The 26,371-nt window shown below is 66.1% G+C and carries 21 protein-coding genes and 1 riboswitch; of the genes, 9 read left to right on the forward strand and 12 right to left on the reverse strand.

Annotated elements, in window-relative coordinates:
• Nucleotides 1-20 precede the first annotated feature (20 nt).
• Nucleotides 21-647 carry a PH domain-containing protein gene (locus tag VLI63_RS11600; RefSeq protein ID WP_354575745.1) on the forward strand — a complete coding sequence of 209 codons (627 nt, stop codon included), beginning with the start codon at nucleotides 21-23 and terminating at the stop codon, nucleotides 645-647.
• A gap of 20 nt (nucleotides 648-667) precedes the next feature.
• Here VLI63_RS11600 and VLI63_RS11605 read toward each other — a convergent pair whose 3' ends face one another.
• The 3 genes from VLI63_RS11605 to VLI63_RS11615 form a co-directional block, all read right to left on the reverse strand.
• Nucleotides 668-1,735 carry an ABC transporter permease gene (locus VLI63_RS11605; RefSeq protein WP_354575744.1) on the reverse strand — a complete coding sequence of 356 codons (1,068 nt, stop codon included), beginning with the start codon at nucleotides 1,733-1,735 and terminating at the stop codon, nucleotides 668-670.
• Nucleotides 1,735-3,267: an ABC transporter permease gene (locus tag VLI63_RS11610; RefSeq protein ID WP_354575743.1), complete on the reverse strand. Its 1,533-nt coding sequence runs from the start codon at nucleotides 3,265-3,267 to the stop codon at nucleotides 1,735-1,737. Before VLI63_RS11610 ends, VLI63_RS11605 begins: the two co-directional genes overlap by 1 nt.
• Nucleotides 3,268-3,473: 206 nt before the next feature.
• The gene (locus VLI63_RS11615; RefSeq protein WP_354575742.1) at nucleotides 3,474-5,246 is read right to left on the reverse strand and encodes an ABC transporter family substrate-binding protein; all 1,773 of its coding nucleotides are present in this window, start codon (nucleotides 5,244-5,246) and stop codon (nucleotides 3,474-3,476) included.
• Nucleotides 5,247-5,502: 256 nt separating this feature from the next.
• On the opposite strand from VLI63_RS11615, the gene VLI63_RS11620 reads away from it, so the two are divergent.
• Nucleotides 5,503-6,312, forward strand: a complete 810-nt coding sequence (locus VLI63_RS11620) for a CPBP family intramembrane glutamic endopeptidase (RefSeq protein WP_409157003.1) — start codon at nucleotides 5,503-5,505, stop codon at nucleotides 6,310-6,312.
• Nucleotides 6,313-6,784: 472 nt separating this feature from the next.
• Here the strand turns inward: VLI63_RS11620 and gcvP are convergent, their stop codons facing one another.
• The 6 genes from gcvP to VLI63_RS11650 form a co-directional block, all read right to left on the reverse strand.
• Nucleotides 6,785-9,583 carry an aminomethyl-transferring glycine dehydrogenase gene (gene gcvP, locus VLI63_RS11625; RefSeq protein ID WP_409157244.1) on the reverse strand — a complete coding sequence of 933 codons (2,799 nt, stop codon included), beginning with the start codon at nucleotides 9,581-9,583 and terminating at the stop codon, nucleotides 6,785-6,787.
• A 92-nt stretch (nucleotides 9,584-9,675) separates the two neighbouring features.
• Entirely contained in the window at nucleotides 9,676-10,047 is a 372-nt protein-coding gene (gene gcvH / locus VLI63_RS11630) for a glycine cleavage system protein GcvH (RefSeq protein ID WP_354575738.1), read from the reverse strand.
• A gap of 2 nt (nucleotides 10,048-10,049) precedes the next feature.
• Nucleotides 10,050-11,186, reverse strand: coding sequence for a glycine cleavage system aminomethyltransferase GcvT (gene gcvT, locus VLI63_RS11635; RefSeq protein ID WP_409157004.1), 1,137 nt, complete (start codon nucleotides 11,184-11,186; stop codon nucleotides 10,050-10,052).
• 135 nt (nucleotides 11,187-11,321) lie between these two features.
• Nucleotides 11,322-11,412, reverse strand: a riboswitch (glycine riboswitch).
• Between the two features lie 96 nt (nucleotides 11,413-11,508).
• Nucleotides 11,509-12,096, reverse strand: a complete 588-nt coding sequence (locus tag VLI63_RS11640; protein WP_354575737.1) for a hypothetical protein — start codon at nucleotides 12,094-12,096, stop codon at nucleotides 11,509-11,511.
• A gap of 197 nt (nucleotides 12,097-12,293) precedes the next feature.
• Nucleotides 12,294-13,304 carry an aldo/keto reductase family protein gene (locus tag VLI63_RS11645; protein WP_354575736.1) on the reverse strand — a complete coding sequence of 337 codons (1,011 nt, stop codon included), beginning with the start codon at nucleotides 13,302-13,304 and terminating at the stop codon, nucleotides 12,294-12,296.
• 32 nt (nucleotides 13,305-13,336) lie between these two features.
• On the reverse strand, nucleotides 13,337-13,957 hold the full coding sequence (locus tag VLI63_RS11650) for an LON peptidase substrate-binding domain-containing protein (protein WP_354575735.1): 621 nt from the start codon (nucleotides 13,955-13,957) through the stop codon (nucleotides 13,337-13,339).
• A gap of 153 nt (nucleotides 13,958-14,110) precedes the next feature.
• Here VLI63_RS11650 and VLI63_RS11655 point away from each other — a divergent pair, with 153 nt between their 5' ends.
• Together VLI63_RS11655 and VLI63_RS11660 are read left to right on the forward strand one after the other, a co-directional pair.
• Nucleotides 14,111-14,833: a J domain-containing protein gene (locus tag VLI63_RS11655; RefSeq protein WP_409157005.1), complete on the forward strand. Its 723-nt coding sequence runs from the start codon at nucleotides 14,111-14,113 to the stop codon at nucleotides 14,831-14,833.
• 147 nt (nucleotides 14,834-14,980) lie between these two features.
• Nucleotides 14,981-16,612: a SulP family inorganic anion transporter gene (locus VLI63_RS11660; RefSeq protein ID WP_409157006.1), complete on the forward strand. Its 1,632-nt coding sequence runs from the start codon at nucleotides 14,981-14,983 to the stop codon at nucleotides 16,610-16,612.
• On the opposite strand, the gene VLI63_RS11665 is transcribed toward VLI63_RS11660, so the two are convergent.
• Nucleotides 16,602-18,488 (reverse strand): adenylyl cyclase, encoded by a 1,887-nt coding sequence (locus VLI63_RS11665; RefSeq protein WP_409157007.1) that lies wholly within the window; start codon nucleotides 18,486-18,488, stop codon nucleotides 16,602-16,604. The genes VLI63_RS11660 and VLI63_RS11665 overlap by 11 nt on opposite strands.
• Nucleotides 18,489-18,619: 131 nt before the next feature.
• Here VLI63_RS11665 and VLI63_RS11670 point away from each other — a divergent pair, with 131 nt between their 5' ends.
• The 3 genes from VLI63_RS11670 (at nucleotide 18,620) to VLI63_RS11680 (ending at nucleotide 21,292) form a co-directional block, all read left to right on the forward strand.
• Nucleotides 18,620-19,057: a hypothetical protein gene (locus tag VLI63_RS11670; RefSeq protein WP_409157008.1), complete on the forward strand. Its 438-nt coding sequence runs from the start codon at nucleotides 18,620-18,622 to the stop codon at nucleotides 19,055-19,057.
• A gap of 84 nt (nucleotides 19,058-19,141) precedes the next feature.
• Nucleotides 19,142-20,206, forward strand: coding sequence for a hypothetical protein (locus tag VLI63_RS11675; protein ID WP_409157009.1), 1,065 nt, complete (start codon nucleotides 19,142-19,144; stop codon nucleotides 20,204-20,206).
• Nucleotides 20,207-20,392: 186 nt separating this feature from the next.
• Nucleotides 20,393-21,292: an SCO6745 family protein gene (locus tag VLI63_RS11680; protein ID WP_409157010.1), complete on the forward strand. Its 900-nt coding sequence runs from the start codon at nucleotides 20,393-20,395 to the stop codon at nucleotides 21,290-21,292.
• Nucleotides 21,293-21,296: 4 nt separating this feature from the next.
• Here the strand turns inward: VLI63_RS11680 and VLI63_RS11685 are convergent, their stop codons facing one another.
• Nucleotides 21,297-22,886: an ABC-F family ATP-binding cassette domain-containing protein gene (locus tag VLI63_RS11685; RefSeq protein ID WP_409157011.1), complete on the reverse strand. Its 1,590-nt coding sequence runs from the start codon at nucleotides 22,884-22,886 to the stop codon at nucleotides 21,297-21,299.
• Between the two features lie 158 nt (nucleotides 22,887-23,044).
• Here VLI63_RS11685 and VLI63_RS11690 point away from each other — a divergent pair, with 158 nt between their 5' ends.
• Nucleotides 23,045-23,566, forward strand: a complete 522-nt coding sequence (locus tag VLI63_RS11690) for a mycothiol transferase (RefSeq protein WP_409157012.1) — start codon at nucleotides 23,045-23,047, stop codon at nucleotides 23,564-23,566.
• 240 nt (nucleotides 23,567-23,806) lie between these two features.
• Nucleotides 23,807-25,351 (forward strand): aldehyde dehydrogenase family protein, encoded by a 1,545-nt coding sequence (locus tag VLI63_RS11695; RefSeq protein ID WP_409157013.1) that lies wholly within the window; start codon nucleotides 23,807-23,809, stop codon nucleotides 25,349-25,351.
• A 107-nt stretch (nucleotides 25,352-25,458) separates the two neighbouring features.
• Here the strand turns inward: VLI63_RS11695 and VLI63_RS11700 are convergent, their stop codons facing one another.
• Nucleotides 25,459-26,307 (reverse strand): hypothetical protein, encoded by an 849-nt coding sequence (locus tag VLI63_RS11700; RefSeq protein ID WP_409157014.1) that lies wholly within the window; start codon nucleotides 26,305-26,307, stop codon nucleotides 25,459-25,461.
• Between the last annotated feature and the right edge of the window lie 64 nt (nucleotides 26,308-26,371).

A 26,371-nucleotide genomic window follows, 5' to 3' on the forward strand; every position in this document is an offset into this window, starting at 1 on the left:
GGGCCTGAGACGATGGGGATATGCCCCAGTTGCCCGGTCCAGAGCGAGAGACCATCGCCTCCCGCTTCAATCGCACGATAGCGATCGGAGCCTGGGTGATCTCCCTGACCATCGCCGTGTCGCTCTTCTTCATCAATCGACCGGAACAGCTCGCCTACCTCGTGCCGCTGGCTCTCGTGAACCTGCTGGTCTGGGAGGCGCTCTGGCGACCACTGCTCGTGGTGAGTGACGAGGGCGTGGTCGTGACGAATCCATTTCGTGCCGTGCAGGTGCCCTGGAACGCCCTCGTGAACATCGACACGAAGTTCGCCCTCACGCTCTTCACTCCCGGACGGAAGATCGAGGTGTGGGTTGCTCCGTCGCCCGGAAGATCGTTCGGATACCGCAGTGCGGCTGTTGCCGAGCGCGAGATCCGTCGCACAGCGCCACACAGCACCAACAAGGTGCGTCCGGGTGACCTTCCGTCGAGCGAGTCCGGCGCTGCGGCCGAGGTGGTGCGATCGCGCTGGGAGCTGCTGCAGGTATCCGGGCAGATCGAGGCCGGTGTCGCCGACTCCACCACGGTGACGACGCGCTGGCACTGGTACTCGATAGCCGCTCTCGCTGCGCTGCTCGTCGCCTCGGTACCGGCGCTTCTCATCGCCTAACCGGGCGATTCGCCGGTCGGTCACTTCGTGCCGGGGTCGATCAGGTCGCTGTCGTCGCCGGCACGCACGTTCTCGTCTTCGGCGATACTCGGGCGTTCCTCCTGCATGCGACGCAGCTTGAACCGGCGGTGCCGCGGGTCGAAGGCATCCCGCAAACCGTCACCGACGAAGTTGACGAGGAGCGCGAGCGACACGATGAACAGCGCGGGCCACCAGAACAGCCACGGTCGGGTCTGGAAGGCCGACTGGTTGTCCGAGATCAGGTTGCCGAGGGAGACATCGGGTGCCCGGATACCGAAACCGAGGTAGCTCAGCGCCGTCTCAAGAAGGATGGCGGATGCCATGATCAGCGTCGCACTCACGATCACCACGCCGAGGGCATTGGGGAGGATGTGGCGGAAGATGATCCGCGCATCGGATGCCCCGGCCACCCGGGCCGCCTCGACGAACTCGCGCTCGCGAAGGGAGAGGAACTCGCCGCGCACCAGTCGCGCGATGCCCATCCAGGAGAAGAACCCGAGCATGATCGCCAGCGTCGGCGCTCCGAATCCACCGAAGGCGTTTCCGACGACGGCACCGATGACGAGGGCTGGGATCACGATGAAGACGTCGGTGATGCGCATGAGGATCGCATCGGTCTTGCCGCGATAGTAACCGGCGATCGCCCCGACGAATACGCCGATGAAAGTAGCGATCGAGCCGAGCACCACCATCACCAGGGCTGAGTTCTGGATTCCCCGCATCGTCATGGCGAAGTAGTCCTTGCCGATGCGATTCTGCCCGAAGGGGTGATTGCCGATCTCGATCCCGGTGCCGCCGAGCCACTTGGGCAGCAGCGACATCGTCGGTGCGCCCTGGTTCTGCTGGTCATTGAGATCGGTGTAGCCGTACTTCCACCAGCCGTGGATCGGACCGAGTCCGATAGCGGAGATCGAGAAGATCACGATCAGGAAGACCAGGACGAGAGCTCCGACAGCCACCTTGTTGCCCATGAACCGCTTGAAGATCAAACGACCCTGGCTCTCGGGCGGCTTGTTCTCGGAGATGATGGCCTCTGCGGCCAGTGTGGTCGATTCGTCGTTGGACATCAGCGAACCCTCACTCTCGGGTCGAGGGCCGCGTAGGCCAGGTCGGCAAGGAAGTTGAAGAGGATCGCCATACCGGCGATCACGATGAAGTACCCCATCACCGGGTTGAGGTCTCCGCGGCCGAGGCCGGCGAAGAACAACTGGCCCATACCGGGGATGCCGAAGATCGATTCCGTGATGATCGCCCCACCGAGCAGGGCCCCGACGTCGAAGGCGACGAGGGTCGTGATGGGAATGAGCATGTTGCGGAACGCGTGGCGCACGACGACGGTGCGCTCGGGAAGGCCCTTGGCACGGGCGGTGCGCACGTAGTCCTGGCCCATCGTCTCCAGCATGCCGGCGCGGGCGTAGCGCGTGTAGCTGGCGAACGAGATGAGCAGAAGGGCGATCGTCGGAAGCAGGAAGTGGGTGAAGGTGTCGATCCCCGACTCCCAGACGTTGCCACCCAGGTTCGGCGTCTGGTTGCCAACGGTCGCGATCGGGCGATTGTTGGTGTCGCTGAGGTACAGCGGCCACGACTGCATGAAGCGGTCGAGCAGCACCAGTCCGCCGGAGAGCGCCGCCGTGATCGCTCCGACCCGTATCGACTGTCCGCGGTCGTAGCCGCCCATCAGGAAGCCGGTGACGACACCGACTGCCACGGTGACGATCGCGAGGATGACGAGTGTGCCGGCGGAGGAGATGTTGAACAGGCCCTGCAGGCTGAAGTAGGCGATCATCGCGACCACCACGTTGATTCCGGCCGTGATGAGCGCTCGACGGTTTCGGAGCCCCGCGACGAGCGCGGTCGTGCCCACACCGATGCCCCCGGCGAGCATGAAGATGCCGATCGGCCCGAGGCCGGGGTGCAGCAGCCATCCGGACAGGGAGATCGCGTACAGGACGATCGCCGAGATCACGGCGGTTGCACCGCCCACGATGAGTCTTCGCCTCATCTCGCCGCCGATAATCGATTGGACGACGAGCCCAAGCACCAACCCGATCGCTATCACGACCCCGATCGCGATGATCGGCTTATCGAGGAAGTCATTGAACCCGATGGCGATGAACTCCTTGAGGAGCACCGCGATGAGGAACGAGGGAAGCGAGAAGAGGAAGAAGCTCGTGAAGGTCACGACGTTGTCGAGTCCGCTGTACTGGCGAAGGGCGGTGATGATGCCGAGAGCCAGACCGAGGATGATCGCGAGGATCAGTGCACCGGCGACGAGCTGCACGGTCGACTGCATCGCCCGGGGCAGGATGTCGATGACTTCCGCGTTAGAGATGGTCTGTCCGAGGTCGCAGGAGTTCGCGAGGGGGATGAGGCACTTCGCGGCGCCGCCGATCCAGAGGAACCAACGCAGCGGGGGCGGGACATCCAGCTGCAGGGCCTGGATGCGGGCCTGGATGAGCTTCTGCTTGTTGAGAGCGTTGCTCTGCAACAGGTCATCGAGGGGGTGCGCCGAATACGCGGTCAACATGTACATGATGAACGACGCCGCGATCAGCACGAGGACTGAGACGAGAATTCGCCGCAGGATGAAACTCACCATCGAATAGGTACCTTGCTGGTTCGGTTATCCGGTACGGAAGGCTTCGTCGCCTCCCCGGCACTGGAAATGTTACGGGGGTCCACGGTCCGTTTGTGACGGACGGGCCTGAAGAATCTTACCCACGCCACCAGGGATTCGCCCGGCGGCGTGAAAGCGGTGACCTGCGGCTCGTCGTGTACCGAGAGCCGCAGGTCACCGTGGTGGTGCTACTTACCCTTGACGGTCCACTCCCAGAAGTTCCAGAATGGGCCGGTCTGGCCGGCGAAGTACGTGTCGACACCGGTGATGCGACTCGTTACTCCGGTGATGCCGGGCAGCTGGAACAGAGGAAGACCGTAGGCGTCATCGAACGCCTGCTTGTCCATCTTCTGCAGGATCGGATCGATCTTCTTGGTGTCGAGGATCGACTGGGTCGAGAGAGCCAGCTTGTCCGTTCCCTTGTAGGCGTTGTAGTTTCCGCCACCGTCGGTCGACCAGATCTGCGGGACACCGGCATAGCCGAAGCCCGGGTTGATCCAACCGAAGAGAACTGCGTCGTAGGTTCCGTCGCCGAGCTTCTTGCTCCAGTCGGGCGATCCGGCATCCACGATCTTGAAGCCGGCCTTCGTGGCCGAGGCCTGGATGGCCTGGAACTCATCGACGCGGTTCGGATTCTTGGTGTTGTACATCAACTTGATCGTCGGGGTCGCGCCGGCGAGGAGCGTCTTGGCTCCCTCGATGTCGACCTTGTCGTAGGCGGAAGAACCGTTGCCCTTGACCGAGTCGGCGTAGCCGGACTGCTGCGGCAGGAACTGCTCGGAGTCGAGCACCTTCGCCTTGGGGTCGACCGGCGTGACGATCGCGTCGAGGATCTGCTGGCGCGGGATGGTCTTGAGGAACGCCTCACGCACCTTCGCGTCCTGGAACACCGGGGCGTTGAACGACAGGTCGAGATGGTCGTACGACGCCTGGGCTCCGACGATCACCTTCGCGCTCGTCGCCTTGAGGGCGGTGAGCGTGTCGGCAGATGCCTGCGGGTTGATCACGTCGACCTCGCCGTTCGCAAGTGCGGAGACCTGCGCGTTGGCGTCCGGAATGTTGCGGAGCACGATCTTGTCGACCTTGGACTCATGGTCACCCGTGTAGTACTTGTTCTTCACCAGGGTGAGGGACTGGGTGGGGACGAAGTCGGAAACGACCATCGGTCCGCTCGAGACAAGAAGCGACTTGTCGGTCGGCATCGCCGTGACGTCGTATCCGCGGTTGACGAACTCGGCAGCCTTCTGCAGTGTCGGGTCGGCAGCGGCCGGCTTGGCCGAGTCACCCTTCGGCAGCTTCTTGAGCAGCGCGGTGAGGTCGGCCGCACTCTTGAGGCCGGCCTTCTCGGCGACGACATGAGCCGGCTGCGAGATCGGGGAGAAGATCGCGTAGTCGACGTAGGGGTCGGTGTACTTCATCGTCATCGAGAGGTCGTCGGAGCTGATAACCGGGAAGGAGGGCCCGTTGAGGGCGACGGTGCTTCCGGCGGTGGAGAAGTAGTTGGTACCGGAGGTGACGTCACCGTTGTCGTTCGTGGTTCCGGAGTCGTAGAAGCCGGTGCTGATCGCCCAGGTGAGGGCCATGTCATCCGCGGTGATCGGCTTGCCGTCGGACCACTTGAGGCCCTTCTTGAGCGTGTACTTGACGGTCAGCGGCGAATCCGACGTCTTGGTCAGAGTTCCGAATGACTTGTCGTAGATGACCTTGAACTTCGGGTCGACATAGTAGAAACCGCCGGTGGTCATGTAGGACACGAACCCGTTGGTGTCGAGGTTGCCGTCCGGAGTGTTGTAGTTGAACGACGTGAAGTCGTTCACCGTGGCCACCGTGACGGTTCCGCCCTTTGCTGTGGTGGGGGTCGGCGTACCGGATGTTGTGCACCCGGCGAGCGCGAATGCCGTGGCGCCGGCGATGGCGACGACTGCGATCGCATTGCGCGCCAATCTTCCTCTGATTTTCAATTTTCCTCCTGTGCAAGATGAGCAAACGGCAGCACGATCCTGAGCGTTTTGCCGCGCTAGATAGAAGAACCCTAAGTAGGGGGTGCTCCCCGAGCCAAACTGTAGAGGCAAACGTTACACAGTGGTAACAGACCTAACAAATTGTTGCGCTCGGGGAAGATTCATTGCGCGATCGCAGGAGATTTCGCACAAATATTGCGATTCCGCGGTGTCTCAAAGTGTGAACTGACCGAATGGAGGGCGTAGCATCGAAACCGTGTCAACGCCACCTTTGTCGGATTCCACAAATTTCGACCCGGTGGATGTACCGTCGCGGCGGCGGATCAGGGGCGAGATCGTTCTCGTGCTCGGCCTGTCGCTCGGCGCATCGGCGGTCTATTCGATCGTGTCCCTCGCCGACAGTCTCACGAGACCCACGCCCCTCTCCCAGCAGGTGCAATCCCTCAATAATTCGCTCAACACCCGGGCCATTTTCGACTTCATCTACCAGTTCCTCGCCATCTTCTTCGATCTGGTGCCGGTCGCCCTCGTCTGCTTCCTGCTGTGGCAGACGGCGCGACCACACCTCGCCCGCCTCGGGCTCGCCTTCGACCGTCCTGGCCGTGATTCCCTGCTCGGGCTGGGACTAGCGCTCCTGATCGGGATCCCCGGCATCTTCGTCTACCTGGGAGGCAAGGCCCTCGGTATCGGCGTGACGGTGTCCGCGTCCCCTCTCGACACCTATTGGTGGACCATCCCGATCCTCGTGCTCTCGGCCCTCCGCGCGGGCCTCCAGGAAGAGCTGATCGTCATCGGCTACCTCTTCGCCCGGTTGCGCGATCTGGGCTGGAAGACGTGGCCGATCATCCTGTCTGCCGCGCTCCTCAGGGGCACCTACCACCTCTACCAGGGCTTCGGGGCCTTCGTCGGTAACTTCGCCATGGGCGCGCTGTTCGGCTGGCTGTACTCCCGCTACGGCCGGGTGCTCCCCCTCGTGATTGCACACTTCGTGATCGACACGGCGATCTTCGTGGGGTACCCGTGGGCGGCATCCGCGTTCCCGGGGTTGTTCGGGGTCGCGAAGTAGCGCTGGAGGTCCGTTGCCGAGCCTCGTCCCGGCGATGTCGCCCTGCCCGGCCGCACCTCCAGCCGGGCCGCATCTCCAGCCGGGCGTCACCTCAGGCCGGGCCGCACCTCCAGCCGGGGCGCATCTCCAGCCGGGCTTGCGCGGACATTCCGGGCCAGCGTGCCGGCCCGGAATGTCCGTATACGCCCGGGAAGCGGTACTACGGTCCTGACGGGACACATCGCCAAGCCGGAGCAGCCAGTCCCGGCGGGAATCCCAGCGGGAATCCTCGACGAGGTCGCGCGCGAAGAGCGCGACGCCCTCCAGCGAGGTCGAGACTCCGAGCGAGCGCACGACGAAGTGACCCTGGCGGGTGTAGTCCCTTCGCGCGAGAAGTTTCACGTCGAGAGGTTTGGCGGCGCACAGGCACTCCGGGAAGGGGTGCCGAGTCTCGATACGCTCGGTGACGCTCGCTACCAGACCAGCAGGCGCCCTACTCGAAAGCCTCCGGTGGCGGGCAGGCGCAGACCAGGTTGCGGTCGCCATAGGCGTTGTCGATGCGACGCACCGGCGGCCAGTACTTGGAGCGGATGAGGCTGCGTACCGGGTAGACGGCCTGCTCACGGCTGTACGGGTGGGTCCACTCCCCCTCGATCACGGACTGCGCCGTGTGCGGGGCGTTGTGGAGGGGGTTGTCGGCGAGCGGCCAGGTGCCGGAGGCCACGGCATCCGCCTCGGCTCGGATGGCGATCATCGCGTCGATGAAGCGGTCGATCTCGTCGAGGTCTTCGCTCTCCGTCGGCTCGACCATGAGGGTTCCCGCGACCGGAAACGACATCGTCGGAGCGTGGAACCCGAAGTCGATGAGGCGCTTGGCCACATCGTCGACCGTGACACCGGTCGCCTCGGTGAGGGGACGGAGGTCCAGGATGCACTCGTGCGCCACCAGGCCGTTGTCGCCCGCGTAGAGCACCGGGAAGTGATCGCGCAGGCGCACGGCCACATAGTTGGCCGCGAGGACGGCGGCGCCGGTCGCCTCCCGGAGGCCGTCGGCGCCCATCATGCGCACGTAGGCCCAGCTGATGGGCAGGATGCTCGGCGAGCCGTAAGGGGCCGCGGACACGGGAGGACCCGCGTGCAGCTCGCGCTGCGCCATCGGATGTCCGGGGAGGAACGGCGCGAGGTGCGCCTTCGCCGCGACCGGGCCTACGCCCGGCCCGCCGCCACCGTGAGGGATGCAGAAGGTCTTGTGCAGGTTGAGGTGCGAGACGTCCCCGCCGAAGTCGCCGTAGCGGGCGAAGCCGAGCACGGCGTTGAGGTTCGCACCGTCGACGTAGACCTGGCCGCCGGCATCATGCACGGCCTTGCAGATCGTGCCGACCTCGTGCTCGTACACGCCGTGTGTCGAGGGATAGGTGATCATCAGCGCGGCGAGGGAATCGGCGTGCTCGGCGATCTTCGCACGGAGGTCGTCGACATCCACATTGCCGAGCTCGTCACAGGCCACCACGACCACACGCATGCCGGCGAGCACCGCGGAAGCCGCGTTCGTGCCGTGGGCGCTCTGCGGGATGAGACACACCGTGCGCTGGCTGTCACCGCGGGAGCGGTGGTAGCCGCGGATGGCCAGAAGACCGGCGAGCTCGCCCTGGCTGCCCGCGTTCGGCTGAAGGGAGACGGAGTCGTAGCCCGTGACATCCGCAAGCCAGCTCTGCAGCTGGTCGATCAGCTGGAGGTAGCCCTCGACGTCCGATTCGGGGGCGAAGGGGTGGAGCCCCGTGAATTCGGGCCAGGTGACGGCCTCCATCTCGGTGGCCGCGTTGAGCTTCATGGTGCACGATCCGAGCGGGATCATGCCGCGATCGAGTGCGTAGTCGTAGTCGGCGAGATGCTTGAGGTAGCGCATCATCGAGGTCTCGGACCGGTGGGTGTTGAACACCGGGTGCTCGAGGTAGGCGCTGCGGCGCTCGAGGTCGACCGGGATCCACTCGAGGTCGTCAGGCACGGTCTCGTCGGCGAGATCCTCGCCGAGGATGCGCGCGATGGCGCGCACGTCGTCGAGGGTGGTCGTCTCGTCCGCCGACAGCTGCACGTGATCCTCATCGACGAGATGAATGAGGTATCCAGCGGAGTGCGCCCGCTCGACGAGCCGAGAGGCCTTGGTCTTGGTGTGGAGCGTGATCGTGTCGAAGAAGTTCGCCGATTCGACGGTGTGACCGGCTTCGGAGGCCGCCCGGGCGAGCACCCGCGTCAGGCGGGTCACCCGGGTGGCGATCTGACGCAGGCCCTGCGGGCCGTGATAGACCGCGTACATCGAGGCCATGACGGCGAGGAGCACCTGGGCGGTGCAGATATTGGAGGTCGCCTTGTCCCGGCGGATGTGCTGCTCCCGCACCTGGAGCGAGAGGCGGTAGGCCGGATGTCCGGTGGCGTCCTGCGAGACTCCGACGAGGCGTCCGGGAAGCTGGCGTTCGAGTCCGGCCCGCACGGCCATGTAGCCCGCGTGCGGCCCGCCGAAGCCCATCGGGACGCCGAAGCGCTGGCTCGTGCCGACCGCGACATCCGCGCCGAGATCGCCCGGGGAGGCGATCAGGGTGAGGGCGAGCAGGTCGGCGGCGACGACAGCGAGGGCACCCGTGGCCTTGGCGGCGGCGATGACCGAGCTCGGGTTCCAGACCCGGCCGGAACGGCCCGGGTACTGCACGAAGATGCCGAAGGCTTCGGGAAGCTCGATCGAGTCGCGGGGAAGCTCCGCCAGGTCGAGCACGACGAGGTCGATGCCGACGGCGGCCGCACGGTTCTCGAGCAGCGCGAGGGTCTGCGGAAGGGAATCCGAATCGACGATGAAGGTGTTGCTCTCGCGCTTCGAGGCGCGACGAGCGAGCATCATGCCCTCGACGACTGCGGTGCCCTCATCGAGCATCGAGGCGTTGGCGGTGGTGAGGCCGGTGAGGTCGGTGACCATCGTCTGGAAGTTGATGAGCGCCTCGAGACGCCCCTGGGAGATTTCGGGCTGGTAGGGCGTGTAGGCCGTGTACCAGCTCGGGTTCTCCAGCACATTGCGCTTGATCACGGCCGGGGTGATGGTGTCGTAGTAGCCGAGACCGATCATCGAGCGGTTGACGGTGTTCTTGCGGGCGAGCACCCGGAGTTCGGCGAGCGCTTCGCGCTCGGTCGCCGCGGGCGGCAGCACCGAGTCGGCGGCGGCGCGGAACCCGTCGACGTGGATGGATGCCGGGACAGCGGCGAGCACCAGCTCATCCACAGTTTTGTAGCCGAGCACGCCGAGCATCGCTGACTGGGCCGCGGCATCCGTTCCGATGTGGCGCTCGGCGAAACCGCCGGCGGCCAACAGGTTCTGCGTGAGCAGGTCGACGCCGGCCACTACTCGCCCACCAGCGCGGTGTACTCGTCGAAGCTCAGGAGCGACGGAAGTTCGGTGAAGCTCACCTTGATGAGCCAGCCTTCCCCGAAGGGGTCGCTGTTCACGAGTTCGGGATTGGCCACAACGGCGTCATTCACCTCGGTGACCGTGCCGTCGACCGGGGCGAAGAGCTCGCCGACCGACTTCGTGGACTCGATCTCGCCCACGATCTTGCCGCTCGCGACGGTGGCTCCCACCGTGGGCAGATCGACGAAGACGACATCGCCGAGCTTCTCCGCCGCATAGGCGGTGATGCCGACGATAGCGATGTCGCCCTGAACATCGAGCCACTCGTGCTCGGCCGTGTAACGAAGGGTGTTCTGTTCAGCCATGACTATTTGGCCTCTCTCTGATAAAAGGGAAGTGCGGTGACGGATGCCGGTACGCGGGTCCCGCGCACATCCAGGAACAGTTCGGTGCCGAGTTCACGCACGGCGGGATCGACGTAGGCCATCGCGATGGGGTACCCGAGGGTGGGGCTGAGCGCACCGCTGGTGACCACTCCCACCTCGGTGCCGTCGGCATCGAGCACGAGGTAGTCCGCCCGGCCGGCACGCTTGCCATCGGCCCGCAGACCGACGAGAACGCGAGCCCCTTCGGCCGGTCCGGTTTCGACCGCAGAACGACCGACGAAGTCGCCCTCCTTCTTGAGGTTGACGACCCGACCGAGGCCGGCCTGCACGGGGAACGTGGTGAGACCGAGTTCGTGGCCGTACAGCGGCATCCCCGCCTCGAGGCGCAGGGTGTCGCGGCTGGCGAGACCCGCCGGCACCAGTCCGCTGCCCGCGCCCGTCTCGGCGATCGCGCGCCACAGGGCGGTTGCGGCATCGGGGGCGATATAGAGTTCGAAGCCGTCTTCGCCGGTGTATCCCGTGCGGGCGACGAGGATCTCGTGCCCCTCGAACTGTCCAGGGGTCGACCAGTAGTACTTGAGATCGGCGAGTCCGGCGACGACGATGCCCGGCACCTGGCTCAGGATCTCGAACGATTTGGGCCCCTGGATGGCGATGAGCGCGATGTCGTCGCTCTCGTCGAAGACCTCGCAGTCGAATGGCGCGGTGCGCTCGAGCAGCTCGGCAGCGACCGCCTCGCGATTGGACGCATTGGCGACCACGATGAAGCGGTCCTCGCCCGTGCGGTAGACAACGAGATCGTCGATGATCCCGCCCTCCCGGCCGAGCAGAAGACTGTATTTCGCCTGGCCGATGGCGACGGCCGAGATCTTGCCGGCGAAGGCGTAGTCCAGCGCATCGGCGCTCTCCGGCCCAAGCACCACGATCTCGCCCATGTGGGACAGGTCGAAGAGGCCGGCCGCGGTGCGCACCGCGTGATGTTCGGCGAGATCACTCGAGTAGCGCACCGGCATCTGCCAGCCCGCGAAGTCGGTGAAGCTCGCGCCAGCCTCCACGTGGACACGATTCAGCGGTGAGTATCGTTCTTCGGTCTTCTCGGTCACGTTCTTGTCTGGCACGGAGTTCTCCTGGCGCGCGCGGGCTGCGGATGAAACTCCCCCTCTGTCATGGGCCTGAGAGTTTCACGCCGGAGCGCTTTCACCTTCGGCGGGATGGCGAACGTGAGAGTCCGGTCATCCACTTTCCAGAGTGGCCAGTTCGATGCGGTACGTAGACCTGAGAGATTGGCGGGGAGGCTTGCTCCTTCGGTGCCCGACCGGGGTCGGGCTCTCCCGCATCGCGTGTGCGGCCCAGTTTTCGATTGTGGGGCCAGCCTAGCAAGGGAACAGTGCAGCGTCGCCTCGGGGTCGACCGCCCGCCGTGGTCAATCGCTCGGTATCGTCAATCGCTCAGGCCGAGCCCGTAAATGAGGGATGCCGCGATGGTGGGGATCGCGACCAGCGCACCGAGCACCAGGGCGACGATCGCGAGCAGGGTGTTGGGCCGACCGCCTCCGCGCCGAAACGCGAATGCACCGAAGGCGATACCGAGCACCCAGGGAATGCCGAAGAAGAACACTCCCTCGGTCTCGTACATGTAGCGCAGCCGGGCACCCTGCAGGAAGAGCCCCAGCTGTTCAGCCCCGCCGAGGAGCAGGGCGGCCGCTGCCGTCGCAGCGCCGAACACGACGGCGAGGATCGTGAGGGCACCGACCCTCTCGCCGCGCGGAGAAGGACCGGCAGGTCTCCGGGCGATCACGAACGAGCGAAGAAACAGCACCAGTGCGGTCACGGTGAGGGAGAGCGCGATACCGATCGCGTACACCTGCTCGACCGGGGCATTCGGCGGGAATTCCGAGAACCCCACGATGTTGACGACCCCGGCCACGAGCAGGCCGAGCGCGACGAGGCGAATGAGGGTGACACTCTGGCCGGTCGCCTCCCGAACTGTGGGCGCAGGGGCGATCGGCGAGGTGGCCTCGTTCGTCATGGCCTCAGGCTATTGCCCTGCTGCGCTGCCCCGGTGCCCAAGTGCCCCGGCGTTCAGGGCGGAGATCCGGGCGACACGCCGCGCTGGGAAGCGCCCAGGCGGCGTGTCATCCAACGGATCCGCGGTCGGCTACTGCCGTGTCCCTCGCGGGGCTACGCCTCGCGGGGCTACGCCTCGCGGGGCTACGCCTCGCGGGGCTACGCCTCGCGCGACTTCGGAGAGCTGTCGAGCGTCTTGGCTGGGTCGTTCTCCACGACATCGCCCAAAGCCTCGTCGATGCGGCCGAGCAGTTCGGCGGGGATGGCGACCCCGGATGCGACGACGTTCTCCTTGACCTGCTCCGGACGGGATGCGCCGATGATCGCCGAGGCGACATTCTCGTTCTGGAGCACCCAGGCCACGGCGAGCTGCGCGAGCGACAACGACAACTCGTCGGCGATCGGCTTGAGCTTCTGCACGCGGCCGAGCACGTCATCCGTCATGAAGCGGGAGATCATGTTCGCGCCGCCCTTCTCGTCGGTGGCCCGGCTTCCCTCCGGAAGCGCGGCCCCTGGAGCGTACTTGCCGGTGAGCACGCCCTGCGCGATCGGCGACCAGACGATCTGCGAGATGCCGAGTTCCTTCGAGGTCGGCACGACCTCTGCCTCGATCACCCTCCAGAGTTCGGAGTACTGCGGCTGGTTGGAGATGAGCTGAACCCCGAACTGCTTCGCCAGGGCGGCGCCCTCACGAAGCTGGTCCGCAGTCCATTCGCTGACCCCGATGTACAGCGCCTTACCCTGGCGCACGACATCCGCGAAGGCCTGGAAGGTCTCCTCCAGAGGCGTCTCGTAGTCGAAGCGGTGGGCCTGGTAGAGGTCGACATAGTCGGTCTGCAGGCGCTGCAGCGATCCGTCGATCGACTCGAGGATGTGCTTGCGGGACAGCCCCACATCGTTATGGCCCTTGGGACCGGTGGGTCCGAACACCTTGGTGAAGATCTCGAGCGACTGGCGGCGCTGGCCCTTGAGCGCTTCGCCGAGCACGGTCTCGGCCATCGTGTTGGCGTAGACGTCCGCGGTATCGAAGGTGGTGATGCCGGCATCGAGGGCCGCGGTCACGCAGGCCTTCGCGGTGTCGTTCTCCACCTGCGAGCCGTGGGTGAGCCAGTTGCCGTAGGTGATCTCCGAGATCTTGAGGCCTGAGTTTCCGAGGTATCTGAATTCCATGAATTCAACCCTACGCTCGCCTGTCGAGGGTTCTAGTCCTCCTCAGGCCACGGTGCGATGAACGATTCCACGGCCGAATCCATCAGTTCGATGAGTGCCTCGAGAAGGCCCTCCATGGTGGTCGATCGCAGCAGGGCGATCTGGTCGAGCTCGCCGATCGGCGCGATCGCGGCGAGTTGCCAGGCCGCGGCCGCTGGCTCGTCGGAGATCTCGACATCCGGCGACCAGAGCTGGTCTCCCGACTCGCTCGCCAGCCTCAGGGTTCGGCGCACCGCTTCCTCCGCCCTCACCCTCAATGGCATCAACTCGTCACTCCACACGAGCTCGGGGATGTCACGCACGCGGGCCGCCGGATGAGGATCCTCCTCGAGCCATTCGAGGATCTCGATGCGACGCTCCCCCTGCGCGACGAGCACGACGAAGTCTTCGGTGGCATCCAGTTGCTGGATCTGCGCGACGGTCCCCACCGTGAAACGCTGCTCCCCTCCGCCGACCTCCTGGCCACGTTCGATGAGCACGACCCCGAACTCCGAGGGCTCATCGGACAGGATGCGGGACAGCATCACGAGGTAGCGCTCTTCGAAGACGCGCAACGGCAACGGCATGTGCGGAAACAGCACGGACCCCAGGGGAAACATCGGAAAGTCGGTCACCTCTACAGGCAACCACGAAGGCTGCCGATCGACTAGGGAGGGCAGCCTGTGAATCCGCCCGGGGCCTGGATTTGTTCCCGGGCGAGCGCAATCGGGGCACAGCTGGGGCTGTCCCGCGTTCGGGGGGTCTTCTATCCCCTAGGATCAGACTCAATGGACACCCCGACCCATTACGAATTGCTGTGTGTGACCCCCGAAGCCACAGCCGATGAGATTCGTAACGCCTACCGCCGACTCATCCGGCTCTACCATCCCGACGTCTCCGGAGCCGCCGGCGAAGCGATGACGCTTCGCCTCAACGAGGCCAAGCGCGACCTCCTCGATCCGGCCCTTCGTGCGCAGTACGACCGCGCTCACCTGTACGCCGGAGCCGGCGTACGCGGGGGCGCCTCCCGCTCCCCCGCGGGCCCGACCGCCTCGGAGTCACGTGTCCACGACGACTGGCGCCCTCCGCCGCGTGCCACCGGTCCGAGGGTGTCGGACTCGACGAACCGGGCACGTTATCGGGCGTGGATGATCGTCTCGGTGGTGTCGATCGCTGCGATCGTCACCATCACGGCCGTCGTCTTCGCGTGGAGCTATTCCGGGCCCCTCGGCCTGACGACTCCACGCGTGATCCCGCCACTGGTGATCGCGGTGGGCTGGATCGTCGGCGGTTTCAGCCGACCGTCGAGGTTCTTCGTCGCGATGCTGGCCTTCGGCAGTGTGCTCTGGCCGCTCGTCGCGATCGGCGTCACGCCGTTCTCGGTGTTGTCCGATTCGATTCCGCCGGTGATCCTCGCCGCGCTGACGATGCTCGGGATCTCGGTGCTCGCCCTCCGGATCTCCGCGCCCCTCGTGACACGACTGTCGCGGTATCGGGCGGCTTCGGCCTGACGTCGCCGTCCGAGTGCCGCGCTTCGGCTCATTCGAAGGATCGGATGTGCGACCCGGGACCAAAGACCCCGGTGGCACCCCTGCGGCGGCGTAGCGTCGAGAAGTGATGCCGGCCCTCGAGACTTCGGTACTCGAGGAGGCAGCCGCATGACCGTCGGAAGCTCGATCCGTTCGCTCCTTCCCAGCTGGCACGACTATCGCGCGGTGAAGCGCACCTGGCGCGGTGACATCGTGGCCGGCATCACCGTGGGGATCGTCGCGCTTCCGCTCGCGCTCGCCTTCGGGGTGAGCTCCGGCGCCGGTGCGGAGAGCGGGCTCATCACGGCGATCATCGCCGGCGTGGTGGCCGCGGTGTTCGGGGGTTCGAACATCCAGGTCTCCGGGCCGACCGGTGCCATGGTGGTGGTGCTCGGACCGGTGGTGGTCGCCCACGGTGCGGGGGTCGTCGCGCTGGTGAGCCTCGCGGCCGGAATCGTGGTGGTCGTGGCCGGCGCGCTGCGACTCGGGCGAGTCGTCTCCTACATCCCCTGGCCGGTGATCGAGGGCTTCACCCTCGGCATCGCCGTCATCATCTTCCTGCAGCAGGTGCCCCCGGCGATCGGCGCCACGGCCGGCAAGAGCAGCAATGCCTTAGTCGCCGCTGTCGAGTCCTTCGCCTCCGTGAAGGCGGAGACCGTCGCCTGGGCGATCGGCGCCGTGGCAGTCGTGGCGGTGGTCATGATCCTCGCCCCGCGCATCCATCCGAAACTGCCCGGGTCCCTGATTGCGATCGTGCTCGTCTCGGTGACTGCCTCGCTCGCCCACCTGCCCCTTGCGCGGATCGGGGCGCTGCCCAGCTCCCTGCCCGCGCCGACGCTGCCGGCCATCGATCTCGCCACCCTCGGCTCCCTGGTCGGGCCCATCTTCACAGTGGCCGCGCTGGCGGCGATCGAGTCGCTGCTCTCCGCACGGGTCGGTGCCGCCCTCGCAGACACCGGCACCTATGACCCGGATCGGGAGTTGGTCGGCCAGGGGCTGGCATCCGTGGCATCCGGATTCTTCGGGGGGATGCCCGCGACCGGCGCCATCGCCCGCACCGCGGTCAACGTGCGCTCCGGCGGACGCACCCGGCTCGCGGCGATCATCCATTCGTTCGTCCTGCTCGGCATTGTCGCCCTGGCCTCGGGAGTGGTGTCGGGAATCCCCCTCGCCGCACTGGCCGGGGTGCTCATGGTCACAGCAACCCGGATGGTGTCGGTGTCGACGGTGCGCAGTGTCGTCGGTTCCACCCGCTCCGACACCGTCGTCTTCGTGCTCACCGCCCTGATCACCGTGTCATTCGACCTGATCGTGGCCGTGGGTATCGGCATCGCCGTCGCCGCGTTCTTCGCGCTGCGCACGCTCTCGAAATCGGGGGGTGTGCACCGGGAGCCGCTTCCGAGCCCGGCCCTGCCCGGTGACGAGCACATCGCGCTCTTCCGCTTCGAGGGCGCTCTCTTCTTCGGCGCTGCCGAGCGCATGCTCGACCAGGTGACGCAGATCACCGGAGTCGACGTCGTGATCCTGCGGCTCTCGCAGTTGCAGGTGATGGATGCCACGGGCGCACGCGTCATCACCGAGATGATCCACGGTCTCGAGCGCCGCGGCATCACCGTACTGGTCAAGGGCATTCAGGAACGACACCTGCAGCTGGCGACCCGGGTGGGGGTGATCAGCTCCCTTCGTCACCAGAAACACCTGTTCGACGATCTCGACGCGGCGATCGACCACGCTCGCAGTCACGTGCGGGTCAGAAGCTGACCACGAAACTCGGGATACCGACGGCGGCGGATGTCACCGGGGCGCCGGTGTCGTTCACGACATGGTCGAGAGTCCCCGCTCCGAGTTGCACCGTGAGGAGGTCGCGCAGCTGCACGCCCGGGGTCACCGGCACCTCGAATCCCCGCGTTGCGTGGATGGTGGGGTCGACGTTGGTGAAGATGTAACTGCCGCCGCCCCACAGGGTGTGGGTCTTCACCGAGTCGGCGACCTTGTAGCCGGCCCAGCCGAGCACCCCGTCATGCTGCCACGCCGCCTGGTTCGGGGCGTCGTAGGGCAGTTCGTTCTGGAAGAACACTGTGGTGCCGCGCTCGCCGTTCCAGATGACGTTGTACTTCTGGAAGTGCTCGGAGAAGAGGCCGGTCGCGGTGACATTGCGGCCGTTGATGACAACCCCGGTGTCCGAGGTATTGGCCGTCCAGCCGACCCCCTGGCCGTGGTCCGCACGCCAGGCCCAGATGTTGTCGAGCAGCACGTTATCGCTGTTGACCTGCAGGGCGACGGTGGCCTTGCCCACGTGCGGGCCACCGATGCGGAAGTACACGTCCTGGATGGCGGTCTGGTTGCGCGCTCCAGTCCGGCGCTGGTTGTCCGACTCCGCGTCGTGGTCGTGCCAGTGGCCATCCCGCTTCGTGCCGATCTGCAGCAGCACCGGTGAATTCACCGCGCCCGCATCGATCATGAGGCCGGCGACATCCACTCCGCTGACGTCGGCGACGGCGAGCGGCACCGCACCGTTCATCGCGGTGAGAGTGGCGACGCCGAGTCCGAGCACCACGGTGTTCGCCCGCTTCACCGAGATGGTGCGGTCGATGTCGTAGACGCCGGGGGTGAACAGCAGGTTCTTACCGCGGGCGAGCTGGTCGTTGATCGTGCGTACCGGCACGCCGGGTGAGGCGACGAAGAAATCCGTGAGCGGGATGGCACGGCCCGCCGTCGGCGAACTCTCCCAGCTGGCTCCGACCGAGTCGGTGCGACCGTCCGGAACGAAGACGCTGTAGCGGTTCTTCGCGGTGTCGAAGAAGAGATACGGCTTCTCCCGGCTCACGGCGGTGGTTGCGAGGGTGGTGTAGGTGGGGTCGGGAAAGGCCTGGGCCGGCGCACCGGTCACTCCGGAGAACACCTGGTTCCAGACGCCGTTCGACCAGGAGCCGATGGAACTGTTGCGCACCAGGAATTGCTGTTGCGAGCCGTTGACGATCGCGCCGGCCCTCGAGTCGGCCATGAACCCTCCGCTGGCGAACTGTGGCCCGGCGGTGCAGTAGTCCATGAAGGTGAGGTTGCCGCCGGTCACGTCGACCCGACGCATCGGCGCCGCCTGCGACACCGCCCAGAACTCGCCGGATGACCGGCAGTCCGTTCCCCCGGCGACATTGATCGTGAGGTTGGAGACGGAGCGCCAGAAGTTGTCGAGCGCGCTGCAGTTGTCGGCGGTGAAGCAGCGGTTGTAGACATCCACGTGCCCGTTGATCGTGACATCGCCCGGCGAGACCCCGAGGCCGGCAACCTCGGTGTAGTAGCCGACCTGGAAGACCAGCGGATCGGCCACGGTGCCATAGACACCCGGCTTGAACAACAACGCGAAGCGCGCCGTGCCCATCTCGTTGTCGACCTGCTGGGCCGCGATGGCATCGACAGTCGCCTGGATCTGGCTCTGCGGCATGCTCGGGTCGAAGATCTTCACGTTCGGTCCGAAATCGACGACCGCGGATCCGCCCGACGGACGCCCCTGATCGGCGAAGGCCGCGGGCGCGAACGCCGCACCGGAGAGTGCGATGGCCAACGAGACGAGGATCGTCACGACCGTCCGCGCCGTGCGATGGACTGCGCGGTGGAGGGGGGAAGGGATGATGGCCATGGCGGATCTCCTGCTCTCTTCGTTGAGGCGGGCGTTCGGGGGCGCACGATGATGGGAATCGTATGTTCGAAGCTGGCGACGGTCAAGGCCCGTCGGCCGACGGATTCGTGCCGCCCACCTAGGCTCGGGACGTGCCTTCATCGTCCTCAGACCACCAGTCCGCTCCCCGCACCATCGGGCGCCTACTGCTCGCAGCCTTCCTTCTGCTGGCCGGTGTCAGCCACCTGACCTTCAGCCGCATCGCCTTCCGCGCTCAGGTTCCGCAGTGGTTGCCCCTGGACTCGGACTTCGTGGTGATCGCCTCCGGAATCGTCGAGATCGCCCTCGGGCTGTGCCTCGTGCTGCTCACCCGTCAGCGCGTGTTCGTCGGAATCGTCGTGGCGGCGTTCTTCCTCCTCGTGTTCCCCGGCAACATCTCCCAACTGGTCACACACACCGACTCCTTCGGGCTCAACACCGACCTCGCGCGCGGTATCCGCCTGCTGTTCCAACCGTTGCTCGTCGCCTGGGCTCTCTGGAGCACGGGCGCCTGGCGGTGGATTCGACGTCGTCACCAAGCGACGTCATAGGGAATTCACCTCCCCGACCCCCGCAGGTCAGATCGGGCTCCTAACCTCCTCACGGTTCATACTCAACGACCTGGAGGATCTCCCATGCGCACGAAGAGAATTCTGATCATCGCCACCGCCGCAGCGGCACTGCTGGTGGCGGGGGCTGCCGCCCCGGCATTCGCCGGAAGCGAAGGCCACGGCCACGATGACCCCGGCCATGGTTCGGACCGCGCCAGCCTGAGTTTCGGAGTCATCGGCGATGTGCCGTACGGAGCCGCCGAGATCGCGGCCTTCCCGTCGTACGTCCAAGACCTCAACGCGCACAAAGAACTCTCCTTCGTCGGCCATGTCGGCGACATCAAGAACGGATCGTCGGTCTGCTCCGACGAGTACTTCGCGAGCATCAGAAGCAACTTCGACAGCTTCCGCCTGCCTCTGGTCTATACCCCCGGCGACAACGAATGGACCGACTGCCACCGTGCCAACAACGGCGCCTACAACCCGCTGGAGCGCCTTGCCGCGGTGCGGAAGACCTTCTTCCCGCGCCCCGGTGTGACGCTCGGAGCACCGATGAGAGTCGACTCGCAGGCGCGGTCCGGCTTCCCCGAGAACGTCGACTTCCGTAAGAATGACATCTCCTTCACGGCGGTCAACATTCCCGGAAGCGACAACTCGCTCCTCCCCTGGTCCGGCCTCGGCCAGACGACACCGACACCCGAGCAGGTGGCGGAGGTGCAGGCGCGCACCCAGGCCGACATCCGCCAGCTCACCGAGACCTTCCAGGATGCCCGTCGTCACCATGACCGCGCGGTGGTCGTGATGACCCAGGCCGACATGTTCGACCCGACGGGGACCGATCCCGCACCATCCGACTATGCGGCCTTCACCCCGCTGGTGAAGACGCTCATCGAACAGGCGAACACCTTCGGCGGCCCGGTGTACCTGATCAACGGCGACAGTCACGTCTTCAACGAGGACCACCCCCTGGCCAGCGGATCCTCATGGCTCACGTTCTACGGCCAGTCGACCGCCGCGACCAACCTCACGCGCCTCACCGTTGACGGTTCCGCGAACGCGCAGGACTGGCTCAAGGCGACCGAGGCTCCGCGGGGAGCGACGACGCCGCTCATCTTCGAGCGCGTGCCGTTCACCCACCCCGCGTCCTGAGCCAGGCTGGCGCCGGGTCCGCGATCGCTGCGGCCCGGCGCAGCCTCAGAGCCAGGATGCTCGTCACGGTCACCCAGAACAGCCACGGGAAGGTCGTGAAGGGCGCGACTCGATCGCGTCGGCGGTCATCGTCGGCCTGCCTGCTGCGCACCTTCCGGGCCCCGAGCGGCACACTAGCGTTGAGCCATGACCGACCGCCAGCATCTGACCCGCGCACTCTGGACCCTGTTCGAGCCGATCCATGCCGTCGCGTACTTCGCTCCCGAGGCGCGTGAAGCGTTCGCCGCCGCGGGGCTCCCCCGCTACTGGGACGGCTACTTCGCCGGTCGTGCCGCCCCCCTCGGAGCCATCGGTGCGGCACCCGTCACAGCCATCTTCAGCGGATTCGCACCCTCCCTCGTCGAGCGGGCATTGCCTGCGGTCTGGGAGACAGTGACTCCGGCTGCCGCCCTCGAAGCCCGCTCGATCGGTGCGGCCGCGAGTCTGCGCAGCCTCCTTCCCGACACCGGGGCGGTGGCCCGCGCCGCCGACGCTCTCTCGGATGTCGCCGCGCACGCCGACACGGTCGGGCGCCCCCTCGCCGCGGCCAACCGCGCGCTGCCGACCGAGCAGGATCCCTACCGTCGGCTCTGGCAGGCGACGGCGACACTCCGTGAGCATCGGGGTGACGGCCACGTGATCGCTCTCGTCGCGGGAGAGATCGCCGGGCTGTCGACCATCCTGCTCCGGAGCGGCCTCGACCTCGACGCGACAGCCATGCAGCGCTCACGAGGCTGGTCGGACGACGAGTGGCAGACCGCTCTCGGTGATCTGAGGCGTGACGATCTCATCGATGGCGATGGCCGCACCACCGCTCAGGGCACGGCCGCCCTTGCCACGGCGGAACACCTGACGAACGCGCTCGCCGTCGGCCCCGTCGCGCACCTCGACGATGCCGGTTTTCGCGAGCTGGCGGTGATCCTCCGGCCCCTGGCGACCGCGGTCGGCACACTGTTCCCCTACCCGAATCCGATCGGGATGCCCGAACCGTGGGATCCGGAGTCCGACCCACTGGCCGCGCGGATCCCGCGGGAGCCCCGGGCCTGACGGGTCAGGCGGCGCGCACCTCGAGCGCGCCCGGCTGCGCGCCATCCGCTCCGAATTCGATGCGACGGTTCGCGACCTTCTCGCTGAAGAATCGATCGTGGCTGACCACCACGATCGCTCCGGGGAAGTGGAGCAACGCCCGCTCCATCACCTGGGTGCTGGTGAGGTCGAGGTGGTTGGTCGGCTCGTCGAGCAGCAGCACGGATGCCCCGGACAGCAGGCACTGGGCCATGGCGACCCGCGCCCGCTGGCCTCCCGAGAGATTGCCGATGCGATTCTTGAGGTCGGCTTGCGAGAACTGGAACATGTCGAGGAACCTGCCGACCGACTTGCGGGTCGCCGTGAGGGCGAGGCTGTCGGGGTAGGCGTTGACCGCGTGGGTGACGGTGTCGCCGTCGTCGAGCGCGGCGAGCACCTCGTTGTAGGAGACGACCTTCGCGCCCGGTGACCAGGTGACGGTGCCGGCATCCGCCTTCTCCTCGCCGGTGAGCACCCGAAGCAGAGTGGTCTTGCCACTGCCGTTCGCACCGCTCACCACGATGCGATTGCCGCGCCTGATCTCGAAGGACAGCCCCCCGAAGAGCGCCCGCTCGCCGTACGACTTGCCGAGTCCCTCGACGCGGCAGAGCACGTCTTTCACGTGCAGTCCGCCGTAGATCTCGGTGATGATCTGGTCGACCGGCCGCGGTGCGCGAGCCTTCTTGATCTGGGAGAGCTGCTTGTCGAGGCCACGACTAGCCGCCTTTGCGGCATCGCGGCGGTCGGCGATGCCTTCAGCCTCGAAGGCGAGCAACTCCGACTCGTGCTGGAACTGCGCCTCGAGCGTCTTCAGTCGGAACTGCTTCTGGATGATGTACTCGCCGAAATTGCCCGGGTACTCGTGCAGGTGGTAGTTCTCGATCTCGATGATGCGGGTCGCGACCGCGTCGAGGAAGGTGCGATCGTGCGAGACGATGACGGCGGCTCCGTGGAACCCGCGGAACCACGCCTCGAGCCATTCGACGCCGGCCACGTCGAGGAAGTTGGTCGGCTCGTCGAGCAGCAGCACATCCGGGTCTTCGAGCAGGATCTTGGCGAGGGCGGCGCGGTTGCGCCAGCCCCCCGAGAGCTCGTCGATCGCGCACACCCGGTGGGCCTCGGTGAAGCCGAGGGTCGTGAGCGCGGTGTCGATGCGGCGGCGGTAGTCCCACCCATCCAGCCGGTCCATCTCACCGAACAGGTCGGACTGGCGGTGGATGAGCGGGTCGAGGTCGGCGGTGGGATCCGCCGCGATCGCGGCGTCGATCGAGGCGAGTTCCCCCTCGATGGCGGCGATCTCGGAGAAGAGACCCTCGAGCACCTCGACGATCGTCGCGGTGCCGTCGAGCTCGGAGAATTGCGAGAAGTAGCCGATGCGGGTGCCGGGTTCCACCGCGACCGTTCCGGCATCCGGGGTCACCTGTTCGAGGATCAGTTTGAGAATGCTCGTCTTGCCGGAGCCATTGCGACCGATCATCCCGACCCGGTCTCTGCCGTCGAGCCGGAAGAATGCCTCGCGCAGGATCGGCGCGTTCTCGAAGCGGAGTTCCACGTCGTTCAGTCGAACCAGGCTCATGCTGTCCTCTCGAGGGCCGGTGGAGTCGCCGGCCGCATGGAACTCTAGCCGCTGCGCCCGAGTGTGGCTGCTGCTCGGTCGGTTCGCGGCGCTGCTGTAGCCGCGATGGGGGCAGAAAGTCCCTGTTCGGCTTCACCCGGCGCGCGTAGCGTCGGAACATGATGACTTCTGCAGCCCTTCTCATCGATGCCTTCGGTCGGATCAGGGACTCCGTGCACCGTGCAGCGAAGGGATTGACCCCCGAACAGCTCTCGGCACGCGTCGATGACGGCGCCAACTCGATCGGCTGGCTGCTCTGGCATCTCAGCCGCGTGCAGGACGACCACATCTCGGAACTGGCCGGCACCGAACAGGCCTGGACCGCAGACGGATGGTCCGAGAAATTCGCTCTGCCGTTCGAAGTCGGTGCGACCGGCTACGGCCAGACCTCCTCCGATGTGGCGAAGGTCGCGGGAATCGCCTGCGACCGGTTCGTCGGGTACCACAACGACGTTCACGATCGCACGGTGCGCTATCTCGGCACCCTCTCAGACCTCGACCTCCAGCGGATCATCGATCGTCGCTGGACACCGCCAGTGACGCTTGCCGCGCGGATTGTCAGCGTGATCAGCGACGACCTCGAGCATGCCGGCCAGGCGGCCTTCGTGCGGGGAGTCGTCGAGCGACGGACCGCGCGCTGAGAGACGATCGCTGGGTGCGGTATCCGGGTGGTCTCATACGCCGACGCACCCGCACCGGTAGCGCCAGCGGGTCCTGACAGACCCCGACCGGGAGTACGTCGGCGCCCGGGTCGCTCGCTCGACGCAAGATGCGCCTTTGCTGGCAATCCTCCGGCACGCCCCGAGCCTGTGGCGACAGCCCCATACGATTACTCAACCCCATTTCGGGCCAGCGACCACAGCCCCTGGAACGGAACAGCAATGACGCTCATACTCAAGCCCGGTACCGACTGGGCGACGGTCTCCGACCTGGCACGGCACCGTGCTCCGGAGGCCTTCGACACGGATCGGATCCGCAACCTGATCGGGGGCGATTGGCGAGCCGTTGGCACGACCGGCGAGCACGTGAGTCCGGTCGACCAGTCACCGATCCTCGGCCCGGCGCGGGTAGATCACGACACAGCCGTCGCCGCCGTTGCGGATGCGGTTCGCCAGCACCGCGACTGGGGCGGCGTGCCACTCGAGGAGCGCGCTGCGCGGGTGAGGGCCGCCCTCGACGGGCTCCGTGACAACCGCGACGCCATCGCCATGCTGCTGGTCTGGGAGATCGGAAAGCCGTGGAAGATCGCCTGTGCCGATATCGACCGCTGCATCGAAGGGGTGGAGTGGTATCTCGGTCAGATCGGGAGGCAGCTCGAGGGTCGGCGGCCCCTTGCCGGCCCGATCTCGAATATCGCGTCGTGGAACTACCCGCTGAGTGTGCTCGTGCACGCCGAGCTCGTGCAACTTCTTGCCGGCAATGCCGTCATCGCGAAGACCCCCTCACAGGGCGGTTTTCACGCTCTCACCCTCGCCCACGCGATGATGGCACGCGCCGGCCTTCCCGTCACCCTGCTTTCGGGAGTCGGAGGCGAGCTTGCCGATGCGCTCGTCTCCTCACCCAGCCTCGGCGCACTGGCCTTCGTTGGCGGACGGTCCAACGGACGCGCGGCAGCCCAGACCCTCGCGAACTTCAACAAGCGACACATCCTGGAGCAGGAGGGCCTGAACGCCTGGGGAATCTGGGACTACTCGAACTGGGATGACCTGGCCCCGATCCTCAGAAAGGGCTTCGAGTATGCCAAACAGCGGTGCACGGCGTACCCGCGCTACGTGGTGCAGAGGCGGCTGTTCCCGGCATTCCTGGAGATGTACCTGTCGGTGATCGGGAATCTGCGGTTCGGGCATCCGCTCGCCGTCGAGGATCCTGCGGATGAGCTGCCAGAGCTCGAGTTCGGTCCCGTGATCCAGAAGGTGAAGGCCACCGACCTCCGCGCCCAGTACGACGAGGCGATCACGATGGGCGGCATCCCCCTCTATCACGGCGATTTGTCGAAAGGGAAGTTCCTTACTGGGCAGGACATCGCGGCCTACGTCGCTCCCGCCTGCGTGCTCGAACCGCCCCGGGCGTGGTCGCTGCACCACTCCGAGCCCTTCGGACCGATCGACAGCATCGTGCTTGTCGACACCGAGGCGGAATTCATCTCCGCGATGAACGTCTCGAACGGCAGCCTGGTCTCCTCGGTGGCAACGGATGATCGGGCCTTCGCCGCGCGCGTGCGCGAGGAAGTGCACTCGTTCAAATTCGGCATCAACCGTCCGCGTTCTCGAGGAGACCGGGAAGAGGTGTTCGGCGGCCGGGGAGCGTCCTGGCGAGGAGCCTTCGTCGGCGGGGACCTGCTGGTCGACTCGGTCACCGACGGTGAGCGCCCGCTCTTCGGCAACTTTCCGGACGGGGCCCGGTATCCGGATACGCTCGACGACTGACCCAGGGTGGGACTCGAAGGAGATCCGCTAGTAGTTGAAGCGGAACTCCACCGCGTCGCCGGCCTGCGAGGTCAGGCTGAGGCTCGGAACGAGATGGTGCAAGCGCTTTACCCCTGGTCCTCGCAGTAGCGGTAGAGATACTGACTATGACGTTGGACGACGATCCCATCGACGGTGCCGGACTTGACGACAAACAACAGATAGCGCTGCGCCCCGTCGTCGAGCGGTATCGCGTCAGTGAGCAGGTAGTGCGTCGAACCGACATAAGGGTGAGAGTCGTAAGCGATGTCGGGATAGGCAGCCCTCAGCGCCGCCTCGGTCGATCCGACGCCGATACCTTTCGCGGTGTGCGGTGAAACCGTCGGCAGAGCGTGACCGGCGGGTTCGAGACCGACAGCGATTTCAACGATCGAATCGGTAGCTTTACCGTTGGCGTAGTCGGAGAGGGCCCACAGCGTGGTGTCGCGCGACGACAGGAACACCGTCGGTTTCGAAAACCGACAGTAGTCGGCGGGTTGCCGCGAATACGACGGACCAACCGCGGGAGCCTCACTCGAGAGGGAACCATGGATCGTCAGCGGGCCGACGCCCTCGTAGCTGATGATCCACTTCGACGGGTCTGCCTCGTCGGGAGCCGAGGACGCTGCGCTTGATGGCGATGAAGACGGCGTTGCAGAGCGTGACGGCCCGGCATTGCTGGGACCGCAGCCGCTCATCACAACGATCAGCGCGAGCGCACCCAAGACCATGGCGATCTCCGAACGCGTTGGCTTTGTCACCCAGTACCTCCGGCCATAGTTGAGCGGGCGGAGTAAATCTAGCGGATCGGAGGCTCCGGATTGCGAATTCCGACGCGCCGAGAACGAATCGGCCACGCACCAAGCTGGCAGGCTCGCGTCGTGCTCCAAGATCACGTAGCCCTCCACGCGTCCCCGTCCACCGGAAGCGTCGAACATAGGTGGTGACCACGATCGTCGCGGGCTCTCGACGTTAGAGTACGAGTATGTCTTCCCGTAGGAT

Source organism: Lacisediminihabitans sp. H27-G8 (assembly GCF_046156175.1).
Classification (GTDB): Bacteria; Actinomycetota; Actinomycetes; order Actinomycetales; family Microbacteriaceae; genus Lacisediminihabitans.

Coding starts and splice junctions, on each gene's coding strand:
- VLI63_RS11600 (WP_354575745.1), top strand. CDS start 21: ATGCCCCAGTTGCCCGGTCCAGAGCGAGAGACCATCGCCTCCCGCTTC.
- VLI63_RS11605 (WP_354575744.1), bottom strand. CDS start 1,735: ATGTCCAACGACGAATCGACCACACTGGCCGCAGAGGCCATCATCTCC.
- VLI63_RS11610 (WP_354575743.1), bottom strand. CDS start 3,267: ATGGTGAGTTTCATCCTGCGGCGAATTCTCGTCTCAGTCCTCGTGCTG.
- gcvP (WP_409157244.1), bottom strand. CDS start 9,583: ATGCTCGGCGTGCTCGGCTACAAAACTGTGGATGAGCTGGTGCTCGCC.
- gcvH (WP_354575738.1), bottom strand. CDS start 10,047: ATGGCTGAACAGAACACCCTTCGTTACACGGCCGAGCACGAGTGGCTC.
- VLI63_RS11640 (WP_354575737.1), bottom strand. CDS start 12,096: ATGACGAACGAGGCCACCTCGCCGATCGCCCCTGCGCCCACAGTTCGG.
- VLI63_RS11645 (WP_354575736.1), bottom strand. CDS start 13,304: ATGGAATTCAGATACCTCGGAAACTCAGGCCTCAAGATCTCGGAGATC.
- VLI63_RS11655 (WP_409157005.1), top strand. CDS start 14,111: ATGGACACCCCGACCCATTACGAATTGCTGTGTGTGACCCCCGAAGCC.
- VLI63_RS11660 (WP_409157006.1), top strand. CDS start 14,981: ATGACCGTCGGAAGCTCGATCCGTTCGCTCCTTCCCAGCTGGCACGAC.
- VLI63_RS11665 (WP_409157007.1), bottom strand. CDS start 18,488: ATGGCCATCATCCCTTCCCCCCTCCACCGCGCAGTCCATCGCACGGCG.
- VLI63_RS11675 (WP_409157009.1), top strand. CDS start 19,142: ATGCGCACGAAGAGAATTCTGATCATCGCCACCGCCGCAGCGGCACTG.
- VLI63_RS11680 (WP_409157010.1), top strand. CDS start 20,393: ATGACCGACCGCCAGCATCTGACCCGCGCACTCTGGACCCTGTTCGAG.
- VLI63_RS11685 (WP_409157011.1), bottom strand. CDS start 22,886: ATGAGCCTGGTTCGACTGAACGACGTGGAACTCCGCTTCGAGAACGCG.
- VLI63_RS11690 (WP_409157012.1), top strand. CDS start 23,045: ATGATGACTTCTGCAGCCCTTCTCATCGATGCCTTCGGTCGGATCAGG.
- VLI63_RS11695 (WP_409157013.1), top strand. CDS start 23,807: ATGACGCTCATACTCAAGCCCGGTACCGACTGGGCGACGGTCTCCGAC.
- VLI63_RS11700 (WP_409157014.1), bottom strand. CDS start 26,307: ATGTTCGACGCTTCCGGTGGACGGGGACGCGTGGAGGGCTACGTGATC.